Source organism: Nonomuraea sp. NPDC050540 (assembly GCF_044457485.1).
GTDB lineage: Bacteria > Actinomycetota > Actinomycetes > Streptosporangiales > Streptosporangiaceae > Nonomuraea.
Genome location: NZ_JBITHA010000014.1, coordinates 204,468 through 217,645 on the forward strand (window position 1 = coordinate 204,468; position 13,178 = coordinate 217,645).

Here is a 13,178-nt window from a genome sequence, read left to right on the forward strand (position 1 = left end):
AATGCCGCGACCAGGCTGGATGCCCTTCGCCAAGGTGAGGCCGGGGTCCTGCCCGGCTCAACACTGGCCGTTCCGTGATTTGACGCCTCCGGCATGGCCCACCTGGTCCTGATTTATCCGGATTTGCCCATATTTAATCTCTTGATCGTGGCGCATTAGTGCCAGCGGCACTGGATGTCCCACAAGTGCGGTGTTTGGCGCGACGTTGTGGCCATGAGACGACGCATCCGCACCCTGGCCTTACGCGCGACGAGCGCCTTCGGCCTGGCCGTGGCCGCGGCAGCCGTACCATCTGGCGTCGCCCACGCAGATCCACCACCGGGCCGGCTCGTCGCGGCCGACCCCGCCGTGGCCATCCCCGACCAGTACATCGTCATCCTCAAGAACACCGCGGACCTGCGCGGCGGCGTGCCACCGGCGGCCAGGCGGCTGGCCGAGCGCTACGGCGGCCGGGTCGAGCGTACCTACACCACCGCCATCACGGGCTTCTCCACCGCGATGAGCGAGCGGGACGCGCGGCGCCTGGCGGCCGACCCCGCCGTCGCCTACGTCGAGCAGGACCAGATGACGACCGTCGCCGACCGCCAGGACAACCCGCCGAGCTGGGGCCTGGACCGCATCGATCAGCGTGACCTGCCGCTGTCGCGCTCCTACACCTATGCGGGCACGGCCGAAGGGGTCCGCGCCTACGTGATCGACACCGGCATCCGGATCAGCCATGCCGACTTCGGCGGCAGAGCCGCATACGGGCGCGACCTCTACGACGGCGACGACGTGGCGAGTGACTGCAACGGCCACGGCACCCACGTCGCCGGCACCATCGGAGGAACCCTGCACGGGGTGGCCAAGAAGGCGTCGCTGATCGCCGTGCGCGTGCTGGGCTGCGACGGCAGGGGGCCCGGCTCCGGCGTCCTGTCGGGGGTCGACTGGATCGCGGCCAACGGCACCGCGCCCGCGGTGGTCAACGTGAGCGTGAAGACCGCGGTCAGCTCGGCGCTGACCACCGCGATCCAGTCCTCGATCCGCCGCGGCTACACCTATGTCGCGGCCGCGGCGAACGACAACGCCGACGCGTGCGGAGTCGGGCCTCCTTCCGTGCCCGAGGTGATCACGGCGGGTGCGGCGAACTCCGACGACAGCCGGCGCGGCACCTCCAACTGGGGACGTTGCCTGGACCTGTTCGCGCCGGGAGGCGGCATCACCTCGGCCTGGCACACCTCCGACAACGCGACGAACACCATCAGTGGCACCTCGATGGCCTCGCCCCACGTGGCCGGCGCCGCCGCGCTGCTCCTCAGCGCCGATCCGGGCATCACGCCCGCGCAGATTCAGGAGTCCCTTGTGAGTTCCGCGACCACCGGCAAGGTGACCGATGCCGGCTCCGGATCGCCCAACCGGCTGTTGCACATCCCGCCCGCGACGCCGCCCTGTGGTCCGTTCACCGACGGCCAAGGCGCCGAGCTACCCGACCGCACGACCGTCGAACGCAGCCTGGAGGTGACGGGCTGTGCGGGGAACGGTTCCCCCACCTCCAAGGTCTCGGTCAACATCCGGCACAGCTACCGCGGCGACCTGGTCCTTGACCTGATCGCGCCGGACGGCACGGTCTACTCGCTCAAGGGCGCCGGCCCGGACGACTCCGCCGCCGACCTGGTCGCCGACTTCCCCGTCGACCTGAGCGCGGAGACCAGGAGCGGGACGTGGCGGTTGAGGGTGCGCGACGCCTACAAGGGAGATACGGGAACCCTTATGTCCTGGAGCCTCACCCTCTGACCGGTGCGCGCTTTGGCAGGCAGAGTTCAGACCCGGTGCGGGCACCGGAGCCAACGCTGTTCAGGAGCCGGACCTGCTGGGCCCGCCGAGCCTGCTGTTCCTGCCGGGCGCCGAGATCACCGACGCGGCGACCCTGACCTTCACCAACGCGAACGACCGCGCGTACGAGCCGGTGAAGGCGTCGGCCAGCACCGAGATCACCGAGATGCCGGCCACGAGGAAGATCAACGCCTCGACCGCCATCAGCTCCGAGACGGCCTCCTGGGAGTTACGTCTGCCGAGTCGGATACAGGGTGATGCGCGAGAGATTGACATGTGCCGGCCGAGCCGCCGTGAACGCGATCACCTCCGCCACGTCCTGGGCCGTCAGCACCTCGATGCTGCCGATCAGCCCGTCGAGCCACTCGTTGGCCGCGGGATCGGTGACGTGCCCCTGCAACTCGGTGGCGACCACCCCCGGTTCGACGGCGGTGACCCGCACCCCGCGGCCGCCGAGTTCGGCGCGCAGGGTCGTGGACAGGTGGGTGACGGCGGCCTTGCTCGCGGTGTAGGCGGCGAAGCTGGGGAAGGGCACGTGCGAGGCGATCGAGGAGATGTTGATCAGGTCGGCGGGTCCGGTGGCCGCCGCCCGCAGCAGGGAGGGCGTGAGCGCGTGGACGACGCGCAGCGCGCCGGTGACGTTGACGTCGATCTGGCGCTCCCAGTCGGCGAGGTCGGCCTGTTCGGCGGGGGCGGGCAGCATGATCCCGGCGTTGTTGACGACGAGGTCCACTCCGCCGAAGACACCGAGCACCCGCCGGACGGCCGTGGCCACCGAAGCGGAGCCGGCCACGTCGGCGGCGACGGCGATCGCCTCCCCTCCGGCCCGCTTGATCTCCTGGACGAGGCCGGTCAGCCGCTCTTCGCGCCGGGCCAGCAGCGCGACCCTGGCGCCCCTGGCGGCCAGCAGCGCGGCGGTCGCCGCTCCGATGCCGCTGGAAGCTCCGGTGACGACGGCGGTACGGCCCGCGAGGTTGTTGGTCATGGCGCCGACTCTGCCGCCCGCCGCATGCCGTACCCAGGGACCTGCTTTTCCTGGGTCTGACAGGGCCAGGCTCGCGCGGCCGGGCGGGCCGATAATGGCGGGGTGAACGAACTGGGCGAATTCCTCAAGTCGCGTCGCGCGCGCGTCCGTCCCGAGGAGACGGGCCTGCCGTCGTACGGCGGACGCCGTCGCGTGCCCGGCCTGCGCAGGGAGGAGCTCGCGCAGCTCGCGGGGATGAGCGCCGACTACTACACGCGGCTGGAGCAGGGACGCGGCGGCGGGGTGTCGGAAGAGGTGCTCAACGCGCTGGCCAGGACGCTCGGCCTGGACCAGGACGAGCGCACCTACCTGTTCAGCCTGGCCAGGCCGGTGCGCGCGCCCCAGCGCCCGCGGCACGTCCGGCGCACGGTCGGCCCCCGGCTACGGCACCTGCTCGACGCCATGGAGGGCGTGCCCGCCTACGTGATCGACCACAGGAGCGAGGTGCTGGCCTGGAACCGCCTGGCCTCCGCGCTTTACACCGGCCTGGACGGGCACCGTAACTGGGCGCGCTTCTGCTTCCTCGACGAGGCGAGCAAGGAGGTCTTCGTCGACTGGACGAAGAAGGCCAGGGAGATCGTCGCCTACCTGCGGTTGAAGGCGGCCCAGTATCCGGACGACGCCCGGCTGGCGGCGCTGGTGGGCGAGTTGTCGGTGAAGAACGCGCACTTCCGCCGCTGGTGGGCCGATCACAACGTGCTGGAGAAGACGCGCGGGACCAAGCTGCTTCGCCATCCGGTGGTGGGCGAGCTGTCGCTGAGCTTCCAGTCGTTCACGGTGACCGGGGAGGCCGACCAGGTGCTGGTGGCCTATGCCGCCGAGCCCGGCTCGCCCTCGCAGGAGGCGCTGCGGTTGCTGGCGAGCTGGTCCCTGCCCGAACGGCAGGGCACGAGTCCGTGAGCCCCGGACAACGCGCCGCTAGGGTGCGGTTGTGGCCGGAGACAGGAAGTCACGTACGAGCCGGTCGTAGCGGGCGCGGTCCACGTTCCAGGCCTCGGTGTGCCCGCCCTGCGCGAACGGCTCGAACTGGATCTTCCAGCCCAGGCGCGCGCCCGTGGCGACGAGGCCGTGTGCCTCCTGGATCGGGTGTTCGGTGTCGGGGACGGTGTGGATCAGCAGGAGGGGCGGCCTGATCCGCGGCGGATGGCGGATCAGGCTGAGCCGGTCGGTGTCGACGCCAGTGCGCCACTCGGTGACCTGGCCGGCCAGCCCTGCCGTGACGGTGGGCAGGTGGAGGTTTCTGGCGCCCTGTTCCGCGGTCATCCGCACGTCGATCATGGGCGCGTCCATGATGACGCGGTCGACCAGGTTCGCGAGCGGCGAGCGGCCGAGGAACTGCCCGACGATCTGGCCGCCCATCGACGTGCCGTACAGGATGAATCGGCGCGCTCCCATGGTCCGCGCCTGACGCAGGGACGCCTCCAGGTCGCGCCACTCCGCGTCGCCCAGGTGCAGCAGGCCGTCGGGTGAGGGCGGGGCGCCTTCGTCGTTGCGGTAGGTGATGTCCAGGAAGGGGAGCCCCAGCCGGTGCACGACGGGCAGGATCTTCAGCTCGGCCTTGCGCCGCCCGTTCTGCCCGTGCACGGCGACGACCCACGTGGTGCCGTCGCCCGGCACGTACCAGGCCGGGGCGGGTCCGAGTTCGGTGGGGACCATGATCTCGGTGTAGCCGATTCCCCAGGCGACCTTCGGATCGCCGGGAGGCACGTTGCCGAAGAAGCCGGGGGTTCCCACGGAGGGGACCGGACCGCGCAGCACCTTGCGCGTGACCCCGCCCGGCGCGTCGGACACGACGTCTCCGAGCATCGAGTACGCGCCGCTCCACTCCAGCCAGTACGTGCCCGGCTTGGCCGACTGCGGCGTCCGCGTCAGCGTCACCGTGTCGCCCTGGACGGCGAGCACCCGGGTGTCGCTCGTGCCGTAGTGCACGACCTTGATCGATTGATCGCTGCCGTACCAGGCTCCGGCTCCCGCCGCCGCGACCACGAGGACCAGGACGGCCGCGCCCGCGATCCAGGCCCGCCGCCTCCAGCTATTGGACGCCATCGAAAAGCCTCCGCACCGTACGCTTACACAGCTCGCGAAAGCCGTCCTCCTCCAGGCCGATGCGGCCGCCGAGGTAGAGCTGCACGAGCCCTTGGACGGGCGCCGTCAGCGCCAGCGTCACCTCCAGCGGATCGTCCTGACGCAGCACCCGCTCGCGCATGCCCTCCTTCACCAGCTCGACGAGCAGCCCGAACGGCGGCGCGCCACCTTCGAAGTCCTCGGGAAAACGCCGGGCCCGCTCACGGCGGTCGGTCATGAGGAACGTGTACAGATGGGGCCGCCCCAGGGCGAAATCGAGAAAGTCCTCCAGCAGACCGAACGCCCGGTCCTCCCAGGAACCGCTCGGGGCTCTGGCCCCCCACCCTCCGGCCAGTTCGCGAAAGGCCCGTTCGGCCACCGCGTCGAGCAGCGCCTGACGGCTGGGGAAATGCTTGTAGGCCGCCATCGGCGACACTCCGGCCAGGACGGCCACTCGCCGCATGGTGACGGCCGCGGCTCCCTCACTCACGAGAATGCCCCGCGCGGCGTCGGCGATCTTCTCCGCCGTAGTCGGAAGGCTCATGGTGTACACAGTAAACCATGATGGTTTACGCCGTACGCCGGTGTGGTCGCTTTATGAAATCGTCATGCCGCCTGCAAGCGACGGGCGGTAAATGAAGAAAGTGGCCCTCTACCTGACGCTGCTCGCCCTGCTCCTGCTGAGCGTGCTCCTGGTCGTCCTGATCTACAACAGCCTCGTGGTCAAGCGCAACGCCGTCGACAACGCCTGGTCGCAGATCGACGTGCAGCTCAAACGCCGCCACGACCTCATCCCCAACCTTGTGCGCGCGGTCCAGGGTTACGCCGCGCACGAACGCCGGACGCTGGAGGCGGTGCTCGCGGCCAGAAGCGAAGCCGTGCGGCCGGCCGGTCCGGAGCGACGGGCGCAGGCCGAGTCCGCGCTCAGCGCGGCCATCGGCGGCGTCATGGCGATCGCGGAGGCATACCCCCAGCTGCGGGCCGGCGAGAACTTCGCCGCATTGCAGGAGGAACTGGCCACCGGCGAGAACCGCATCGCCTACGCCCGGCAGTACTACAACGACGCCGTGCTCGCCTACAACAACGCGCTGCACACGGTCCCGTCCAACCTCGTGGCCGGGCTGACCGGGCACCGGGAACGCGAATACTTCCGCACCGCCGACCCCGAGCGCGGGCCGGTCGAGGTCAGGTTCTGAGCGTGGCGGTCGAGGACAAGCTCGTCACGCTGGCTCCGGCGCTCGCGATCGCGGCGGCCGCCTTCACCCTGCTGTGGTCGCTGCAGGTCATCCGGCGCATCCGTGCCGCCAAGGGGCCACGCGTGGGACGGGGCGCGGCGGCGCCGGAGTTCGAGGAGCTCTCGCCCGCCGTGGTCGACCTGATCACCGAGAACGGCACGCTCACCCACGAGGCGGCCGCGGCCACCGTGCTGGATCTGGCGGCGCGGGGATACGCCGGGATCGAGGAGGTCGGGCCCCACCTCTGCCTGGTACGGCTGCGCCGGGATCGTGCCAGGGACGGGCTCAAGCCGTACGAGACGATGGTCCTGGACCATCTCACCACGCTGGGCGGCACCGGCGTGGTCGCCACCGAGGCGATCGCCGAGGGCAGCCGCGACCTGCGGCGATGGCAGGACGGATTCGAGAAGAGCGTGATCGCGGAGGCGCGTGCGCTGGGCCTGACCGGGAAGGCGGGCGGCCCCGGCACCGGTATGTCGATCACCGGGCTGCTCGCCTTCCTCCTGTGGGGCGTGCTGGCCGACCTGACGCTGATGCCCAGGCCGGTGGGCGCGCTCACGCCGCACATCCTCCTGATCGGGCTCGTCGCGACGACCGCCTTCGACAAGCGCCTGGGCGGCGAACGACTGACCGGGCGCGGCCGGGCCGCCGCCGGGCATTGGCTGGGCGTGCGCGCGCACCTGCGCGGGATCGCGCACGTGGACAGCCTGCCGTCGGCCGCGGTGACGATCTGGGGCAGGCAACTCGCCTACGCCGCCGCGTTCGGGCTCACCCGCGCCGCGCTGGCCAGCCTTCCGGTGCTGCTGCCGCGCGATCAGGAGCACGCCTGGTCCGACCACGGCGGGCTCTGGCACCGGGTCCGGGTCACCTACCCCGGCCAGAGCAAGGTGATCACCGGGCTGCTGCTCTCTCTGATCTTCTGCGTCTGGGTGGGGAGCGCGCTGGGGGTGAGCATCTGGTACGGCCTGCGTACCCTGGCTCCCGACGACCCGGCGCCGTTCGTCATCTCGATGATCATGATCGTCGGGGGTGGGCTCGTCACCGTCGTGTTCATGCTGATCGTGATCCTGCCGATCGGGCTGGTCACCAGGGCGGTGTGGAAGAGCCGGGCGAGGAACGCCAAGCCGCGCCGGACGCTGGAGGGCCGGGTGATCAGACTGCACCCGGCCGGGATCACCGGCGAACTGCACTACCTGGCCATCGACCACGGACCGCGGCGCGTACGGGCGATTCGCGCGCTCGCGAGCCGGCTGACCGGCGTCGCCGACGGGGACCTGGTGCGGGCGCGGGTGACCGGGGCGGGCTACCTGGCTTCGATCGAGGTTCTGGAACGCCGCCCCGCCCGGCCATCCGACATCACGACGACGGAGCCGTGAGAGCGTCGGGCAAGGGGCGGCCGCCAGTCTGGGGTTGGTCAAGGTCGCGCTAGGCGGATGGCAGCCGCCCAGGTCGTGGCCCAGGATGCAGAGGTCCATGCCGACCTTTGAAGGAGCACGATGCGCTACCTGGTCCTGATCCCCGTTGCCGCCGCGGGCCTGTTTCTGGCCTCTCCCGCCCAAGCCGCACCGGCACCGCCCGGCGAGAGCCACAGCATGCCCGGCACCCTGCTCGCCGGACTGACCCAAGGACTGCCGATCAACGGGCTGCCGGTCGGCTGAGGCCCAAAGCCTCGGTTCAGGCCACGTGGGCGGACAACCCGGGCAGGTCGTCCGCCCATGTGACCAGATGCTCGGGGTCCAAGCCATGACTCGTCGCCGAGCCGAGAAAGATCGCTCTACGCGCAACATTTTCCGGCGACACGCAGTCAAAGCAGAACATGATGAAGACGATGACTGCGGCCTCGCTGCTTGCCGGTTCCCTGCTGATCGCCGGCGCCACCGCGGCGGACGCCCAGACGAGGCCGGCGCTGGGCCCCCACGGATATGGCAGTGTCAAGCTCGGCATGACCCTCAAGCAGGCCACGGCGACGGGCGCCGTCGTCAAGAAGCTGCCGGGCAACGGCGGCTGCTCCGGCTGGGACCTGAAGAGCTTCCCGACGCCCAAGGACTCGGTGGGCGTCTACATCTCACCGAAGGTGGGACTGGCCGCCATCTTCGCCGCCAAGGGCATGAAAACCCCGGAAGGCATCAGGATCGGCTCCACCACCAAGCAGGTGAAGGCGGCCTACCCACGCGTCAAGAAGGACGTCCACGGCTTCTATGTGACCACGGTGCCCGGCAACAAGAAGGCCTACTACACCTTCGGCCTCACGCGCGGCAAGGTCACCGAGTACGGCATCGCCCTCAACAAGCAGGACTGTTTCAACTAGCCGATGTTCGATCTGGGCGCTGGGGTCAGTGGAAGGTCGGTGTTTGGCCTGGGTCGTATCAACGCGGGCGTTGCAGGAGAGCCCGGCGACCACATTCTGAGCTGAACTGTGGGTCGCCAGATCAGCGCCTCCATGCACAACACCATGAGGAGAACACATGACGATCATGCAGGCTACAGCGCGGCTGACGGCCATCGGGCTGCTCGGCACCGCCATCGCAGTGATGCCGGCGATGTCGGCGCACGCCGATGCGCAGAAGCCCGCACCGACGTCCTCGGCGGACGCGCCCGCTTCCAACGTGCTCCTGGGCCTGCTGGGCGGCCTGCTCGGCGGCGCGGCGGGCGGCGGCCTGCCCCTCTAGAGCCGGCCCGGCAGTTCACTGCGAGATACGACGCGATCCCGGCCTCTGTACCAACGGAGGCCGGGATCGTGTGCGCCGGCCTGGTGGAGATCCCGCGTCCATGACGACCCAGGCGGTCACATGTCCAGTTCCCGCGCCGCCCGGATCGCCATCCACACCTCGGTGAACGCGGCGCTGGACGACAGGTCGCGCCCGGTCAGATCGGCGAACCGGCGCAGCCGGTAGGCCAGCGTGTTCGGATGGATGTGCAGCACCTGGGCCGCCTCCTCGGTACGCCTGTCCCGCTCCATCCATGTACGCACCGAGGTGACCAGCTGCGAGCCGTGCGCCGCGTCGTAGGCAAGCGCCTGCCCCAGCACATGCTCGACCAGGGCGTTCAGTGTCCAGGGGTCGTCGGGCAGCCACCGGCCGGTGGTGTCCTCGCCATAGTGCACGAGCGGCTTGCCGGACTCGCCGGAGCGGGAGGCCGCCCAGCCCGCCTCCCGCTGCGCCACGCGGGTTGACTCCCCCGCCGGGAAGGGCCGGGAGGCTCCCGCGGACAGGCCCGGCAGCGCGGCCACCGCCGTACAGACATCTGCCGGACCGAGCACGTGGTGGTCCTCTCCGCGGCGCAGCAGCAGGTGCGGGACCTCGTCGAGGGCGCGCAGCAGCGACTCGCCCGGCACGCCGCGCACCACGAGCAGGACCATCTCGCCCGTCAGCCCCAGCCTGGCCAGGCGACGGCGCGCGGTCGCCGGATCGAGAACGTCCTGCAGCAGCTCGGCCAGCGTCTCCGCGCCTTCGCGGCGCAGGGTCTCGCGGTCGTGGCGCTCCATCGCCACCCGCAGGGCCGCGACGGTGGCGATGTGCTGGGCGACGGCCAGCCCGGCGGGCCGCGCGCCCTCCCGCTCGAAGGCGACGATGAAGCCGGCGGGCCCACCGGGCGCGGGCACCGGCAACACGAACCCGCCGGCGATCGTCGGCGGGGCGTCGGGCTCGGCGGGGATGACCCCCAGGTCGGGGACGGGCACGCCGTCCAGCAGCGGCCGTCCCTGCGGCGTGCAGGCGTACACGTCGTAGCCCGATAGGCGCTCCAGCCGCCGCACAAGGGTCGCGCTGTCGAGATCTTCGGCCGCCAGCCAGCGCAGCGCTCCGAACACCTGCAACTGGGCGCCCAGCCGCTGGCGCGCGTCCTCCTGCACGGCGGCCGCCACTTCCTGCGCGATGGCGATGAACGGCACCGCCAGCGGCACCTCCAGCACCGGCATCCCGCGCTCCTCGGCCGCGGCCACGAACTCCGGACGCAACGGCGGCACATGCAGCTGGGCCGACAACGCCAGCGCCGACACCCCCGCGTCGTCCAGCCGTTCCAGGTAGGCCCTCTGCTCGGCGGCCCCGCGCGGCACGCCGATCCCGGCGGTCATGATGACCTCGGCCCCCAGCAGCCACGGCGTCGGGTCATCGAGCTCGCTGACGTGCGCCCACGACACCGACCGCGACAGGCCCGCCCGCCCGGCCAGCACCCGCAGCTGAAGGGCGGGCGAGCGGACCAGATCCTCCACGGAGACTTTTGTGGTCACCCACAAAGCATAGGCAGCCATTCCATGGCGGCCACAATTGCCCGGTCCGGCGCGGGGCTTGCACACTCTGCGGAAAGAACCTGTCACGCGAAAGGACCACCACATGCCCCGGGGGCCGCTCGACTCCTCGAAGATCCCGCGTTTCGCCGGACCCGCCACCTTCGCCCGGCTGCCCCGCCTGGACGAGGTCGGCCGCGCCGACGTCGCCGTGATCGGCGTGCCGTTCGACGGCGGCGTCTCCTACCGGCCCGGCGCGCGATTCGGGCCGGCCGCCGTCCGCGAGGCCTCGCGCCTGCTGCGCCCCTACCACCCGGCCCTGGACCTCTCCCCCTTCGAGACGGTCCAGGTCGCCGACGCCGGCGACATCGCCTGCAACCCCTTCGACATCGGCGAGGCCGTGGAAACCATCGCCGCCTCGGCCGCCGCCCTCGACGCCCGCCTGGTGACCATCGGCGGCGACCACACGATCGCGCTGCCGCTGCTACGCGCCGCCGCCGAGCGGCACGGCCCGATCGCGCTGCTGCACTTCGACGCCCACCTCGACACCTGGGACACCTACTTCGGCGCCGCCTACACCCACGGCACCCCGTTCCGCCGCGCCGTCGAGGAGGGCCTGCTCGACACCTCCGCCCTCAGCCACGTCGGCATCCGCGGTCCCCTGTACGGCAAGCGCGACCTGGAAGAGGACCGGCGCCTCGGCTTCGGCATCCTGACCTCCTCCGACGTCATGCGCCGCGGCGTCGACGAGGTCGTCGACATCCTGCGCCAGCGCGTAGGCGACCGCCCGCTGTACATCTCGGTCGACATCGACGTGCTCGACCCCGCCCACGCGCCCGGCACCGGCACCCCCGAGGCGGGCGGCCTGACCAGCAGGGAACTGCTGGAGATCCTGCGCGGCCTGGCCGACCGCGCGATCGTCGGCGCCGACGTCGTCGAGGTGGCCCCCGCCTACGACCACGCCGAGATCACCTCCGTGGCCGCGGCCCACGTCGCCTACGACCTGGTCAGCCTCCTCGCCCTGAACACCCCCCGGGAGTCGCCGTGAGCACCATCACCGAGATCGAGACCTACGGCGTCGACCGCATCCCCGACGCCGATCGCAGCGCCACACCCTTCGACCTGTTCCGGCTGGCCTTCGGCGGCGCGAACACCTTCTCCACCTGCGTGCTCGGCGCCTTCCCCATCCTGTTCGGCCTGTCCTTCCGGGACGGCCTGGCCGCGACGGTGCTCGGCCTGGTCGTCGGCTCGCTCATCCTGGCGCCGCTGTCGTTGTTCGGCCCGCTCAACGGCACCAACAACGCCGTCTCCTCCAGCGCCCACCTCGGCGTGCACGGCCGCATCATCGGGTCGTTCCTGTCGCTGCTGACGGCCATCGCCTTCTTCTCGATCTCCGTGTGGTCCTCCGGCGACGCGCTCGTCGGCGGCGCCCACCGCCTGGCCGGGCTGCCGGAGAACAACACCATGCGCGGGCTGGCCTACGCGATCTTCGCCGGTCTCGTCCTGGTCGTCTGCGTGTACGGCTTCCGCTTCATGCTGTTCGTCAACAAGATCGCCGTGGTGGCCGCGTCCCTGCTGTTCGCCGTGGGAGCCGTCGCCTTCGCCGGGGACTTCGACTCCGGGTACGTCGGCCCCATCGCCTCCGGCGACCCCTTGTTCTGGCCCTCGTTCATCGGCGCGGCGCTGATCGTGCTGTCCAACCCGGTCTCGTTCGGCGCCTTCCTGGGCGACTGGTCACGCTACATCCCGGCCTCCGCGCCCAAGAGCCGCGTGATGGCCGCGGCGTTCCTGTCGCAGATCGCCACCCTCCTGCCCTTCACCTTCGGCCTGGCCACCGCCTCGATCATCGCCGTCAAGGCCGCGCCGTACGTCGACCCCGCCGCCCCCAACTACGTCGGCGGGCTGCTGGCCGTCTCCCCCGGCTGGTTCTTCGTCCCCGTCTGCCTCATCGCGCTCGTCGGCGGCATGTCCACGGGCACGACCGCCCTGTACGGCACCGGCCTGGACTTCTCCAGCGTCTTCCCGCGCTTCTCCCGGGTGCGCGCGACGGTGTTCATCGGCACCCTGTCGATCGTCTTCATCTTCATCGGCCGCTTCGCCGCCAACCTGACCGCCAGCATCTCCACCTTCGCCACCCTGATCATCACCTGCACCGCTCCCTGGATGGTGATCATGATGATCGGCTACGTCACCCGCCGCGGCTGGTACGACCCCGAGGCGCTGCAGGTCTTCAACCGCCGCCAGCGGGGCGGGCGCTACTGGTTCACCCACGGCTGGAACTGGCGGGCCATGACCGCCTGGCTCGTCTCGGCCCTGGTGGCGCTGCTGTCGGTCAACCTGCCCGGCCAGTTCGTCGGCCCGCTCGGTGGCCTGGCCGGAGGCGTGGACGTCTCCCTGCCCATCGGCCTGGCCCTGGCCGCACTGCTCTACCTGGCGCTGCTGTCGTGGTTCCCCGAACCCCGCGAGGTGTTCGGGCCCGCCGGACCCCGCCTGGTCCGCTCGTCCGACACGCCCGTACCGCCCATCGTGCCCGCCGCCAAGTAGACCGGTCCCCGCCGCGCGAAGCCGTTCCACGCCCGTGGAGGTGATCCTCTGCCGTTCGGGAACACGGTTCCGTGCTGAATCACCCTGACCAGTCGGGCTGGCTCGGCCGTCTTGGCGAAGGTCTGGTTTCCGCGTAACCGCGACAAGCTCATCTGGATATCACGCGCATGGTACGGAGAGATCCGTTCCCTGACCTCAGGCGGCATTCCGCCGGGGCCGGCACTTCTGGGAATCGCCGATGATGCCCACGGTGAAGCATGCGCACATCACGAAA

Annotated in this window: 14 protein-coding genes; 9 read left to right on the forward strand and 5 right to left on the reverse strand. The window is 70.8% G+C overall.

Translation table 11 applies throughout. The features are described 5' to 3' along the window. Nucleotides 1–213 precede the first annotated feature (213 nt). Entirely contained in the window at nucleotides 214–1,773 is a 1,560-nt protein-coding gene (locus tag ACIBI5_RS38155) for a S8 family serine peptidase (RefSeq protein ID WP_397254087.1), read from the forward strand. 60 nt (nucleotides 1,774–1,833) lie between these two features. Here the strand turns inward: ACIBI5_RS38155 and ACIBI5_RS38160 are convergent, their stop codons facing one another. Together ACIBI5_RS38160 and ACIBI5_RS38165 are read right to left on the reverse strand one after the other, a co-directional pair. Continuing rightward, on the reverse strand, nucleotides 1,834–2,016 hold the full coding sequence (locus ACIBI5_RS38160) for a hypothetical protein (RefSeq protein WP_397254089.1): 183 nt from the start codon (nucleotides 2,014–2,016) through the stop codon (nucleotides 1,834–1,836). Nucleotides 2,017–2,041: 25 nt separating this feature from the next. Further along, nucleotides 2,042–2,797, reverse strand: a complete 756-nt coding sequence (locus ACIBI5_RS38165; protein WP_397254091.1) for an SDR family oxidoreductase — start codon at nucleotides 2,795–2,797, stop codon at nucleotides 2,042–2,044. Between the two features lie 102 nt (nucleotides 2,798–2,899). On the opposite strand from ACIBI5_RS38165, the gene ACIBI5_RS38170 reads away from it, so the two are divergent. Beyond that, nucleotides 2,900–3,736, forward strand: coding sequence for a helix-turn-helix transcriptional regulator (locus tag ACIBI5_RS38170; protein ID WP_397254093.1), 837 nt, complete (start codon nucleotides 2,900–2,902; stop codon nucleotides 3,734–3,736). Between the two features lie 18 nt (nucleotides 3,737–3,754). Here ACIBI5_RS38170 and ACIBI5_RS38175 read toward each other — a convergent pair whose 3' ends face one another. After that, nucleotides 3,755–4,882, reverse strand: a complete 1,128-nt coding sequence (locus ACIBI5_RS38175; protein ID WP_397254095.1) for an alpha/beta hydrolase family protein — start codon at nucleotides 4,880–4,882, stop codon at nucleotides 3,755–3,757. Next, nucleotides 4,869–5,444: a TetR/AcrR family transcriptional regulator gene (locus ACIBI5_RS38180; RefSeq protein WP_397254097.1), complete on the reverse strand. Its 576-nt coding sequence runs from the start codon at nucleotides 5,442–5,444 to the stop codon at nucleotides 4,869–4,871. The genes ACIBI5_RS38175 and ACIBI5_RS38180 overlap by 14 nt, the downstream gene beginning before the upstream one ends. A gap of 91 nt (nucleotides 5,445–5,535) precedes the next feature. Between ACIBI5_RS38180 and ACIBI5_RS38185 the strand changes: the two genes are divergently transcribed. The 5 genes from ACIBI5_RS38185 (at nucleotide 5,536) to ACIBI5_RS38205 (ending at nucleotide 8,804) form a co-directional block, all read left to right on the forward strand. Continuing rightward, nucleotides 5,536–6,096: a LemA family protein gene (locus tag ACIBI5_RS38185; RefSeq protein ID WP_397254099.1), complete on the forward strand. Its 561-nt coding sequence runs from the start codon at nucleotides 5,536–5,538 to the stop codon at nucleotides 6,094–6,096. Between the two features lie 2 nt (nucleotides 6,097–6,098). Continuing rightward, nucleotides 6,099–7,511: a DUF2207 family protein gene (locus ACIBI5_RS38190; RefSeq protein WP_397254101.1), complete on the forward strand. Its 1,413-nt coding sequence runs from the start codon at nucleotides 6,099–6,101 to the stop codon at nucleotides 7,509–7,511. Between the two features lie 120 nt (nucleotides 7,512–7,631). Next, complete coding sequence (locus ACIBI5_RS38195) at nucleotides 7,632–7,793, forward strand: hypothetical protein (protein ID WP_184963816.1); 162 nt, start codon at nucleotides 7,632–7,634, stop codon at nucleotides 7,791–7,793. Between the two features lie 170 nt (nucleotides 7,794–7,963). Then, nucleotides 7,964–8,443: a hypothetical protein gene (locus tag ACIBI5_RS38200; RefSeq protein WP_397254103.1), complete on the forward strand. Its 480-nt coding sequence runs from the start codon at nucleotides 7,964–7,966 to the stop codon at nucleotides 8,441–8,443. Between the two features lie 157 nt (nucleotides 8,444–8,600). Then, entirely contained in the window at nucleotides 8,601–8,804 is a 204-nt protein-coding gene (locus ACIBI5_RS38205) for a hypothetical protein (RefSeq protein ID WP_397254105.1), read from the forward strand. A gap of 116 nt (nucleotides 8,805–8,920) precedes the next feature. Here ACIBI5_RS38205 and ACIBI5_RS38210 read toward each other — a convergent pair whose 3' ends face one another. Continuing rightward, complete coding sequence (locus ACIBI5_RS38210) at nucleotides 8,921–10,363, reverse strand: PucR family transcriptional regulator (protein ID WP_397254106.1); 1,443 nt, start codon at nucleotides 10,361–10,363, stop codon at nucleotides 8,921–8,923. A 103-nt stretch (nucleotides 10,364–10,466) separates the two neighbouring features. Between ACIBI5_RS38210 and speB the strand changes: the two genes are divergently transcribed. Both speB and ACIBI5_RS38220 read left to right on the forward strand, forming a co-directional pair. Beyond that, complete coding sequence (gene speB / locus ACIBI5_RS38215; protein ID WP_397254108.1) at nucleotides 10,467–11,408, forward strand: agmatinase; 942 nt, start codon at nucleotides 10,467–10,469, stop codon at nucleotides 11,406–11,408. Further along, entirely contained in the window at nucleotides 11,405–12,904 is a 1,500-nt protein-coding gene (locus ACIBI5_RS38220; RefSeq protein WP_397254110.1) for a purine-cytosine permease family protein, read from the forward strand. Before speB ends, ACIBI5_RS38220 begins: the two co-directional genes overlap by 4 nt. Nucleotides 12,905–13,178 lie beyond the last annotated feature (274 nt).

What these genes read in the sequence shown, in the direction of transcription:
- ACIBI5_RS38185 (WP_397254099.1), top strand. Translation starts at nt 5,536, where the DNA reads ATGAAGAAAGTGGCCCTCTACCTGACGCTGCTCGCCCTGCTCCTGCTG.
- ACIBI5_RS38155 (WP_397254087.1), top strand. Translation starts at nt 214, where the DNA reads ATGAGACGACGCATCCGCACCCTGGCCTTACGCGCGACGAGCGCCTTC.
- ACIBI5_RS38205 (WP_397254105.1), top strand. Translation starts at nt 8,601, where the DNA reads ATGACGATCATGCAGGCTACAGCGCGGCTGACGGCCATCGGGCTGCTC.
- ACIBI5_RS38175 (WP_397254095.1), bottom strand. Translation starts at nt 4,882, where the DNA reads ATGGCGTCCAATAGCTGGAGGCGGCGGGCCTGGATCGCGGGCGCGGCC.
- ACIBI5_RS38180 (WP_397254097.1), bottom strand. Translation starts at nt 5,444, where the DNA reads ATGAGCCTTCCGACTACGGCGGAGAAGATCGCCGACGCCGCGCGGGGC.
- ACIBI5_RS38165 (WP_397254091.1), bottom strand. Translation starts at nt 2,797, where the DNA reads ATGACCAACAACCTCGCGGGCCGTACCGCCGTCGTCACCGGAGCTTCC.
- speB (WP_397254108.1), top strand. Translation starts at nt 10,467, where the DNA reads ATGCCCCGGGGGCCGCTCGACTCCTCGAAGATCCCGCGTTTCGCCGGA.
- ACIBI5_RS38195 (WP_184963816.1), top strand. Translation starts at nt 7,632, where the DNA reads ATGCGCTACCTGGTCCTGATCCCCGTTGCCGCCGCGGGCCTGTTTCTG.
- ACIBI5_RS38200 (WP_397254103.1), top strand. Translation starts at nt 7,964, where the DNA reads ATGACTGCGGCCTCGCTGCTTGCCGGTTCCCTGCTGATCGCCGGCGCC.
- ACIBI5_RS38160 (WP_397254089.1), bottom strand. Translation starts at nt 2,016, where the DNA reads ATGGCGGTCGAGGCGTTGATCTTCCTCGTGGCCGGCATCTCGGTGATC.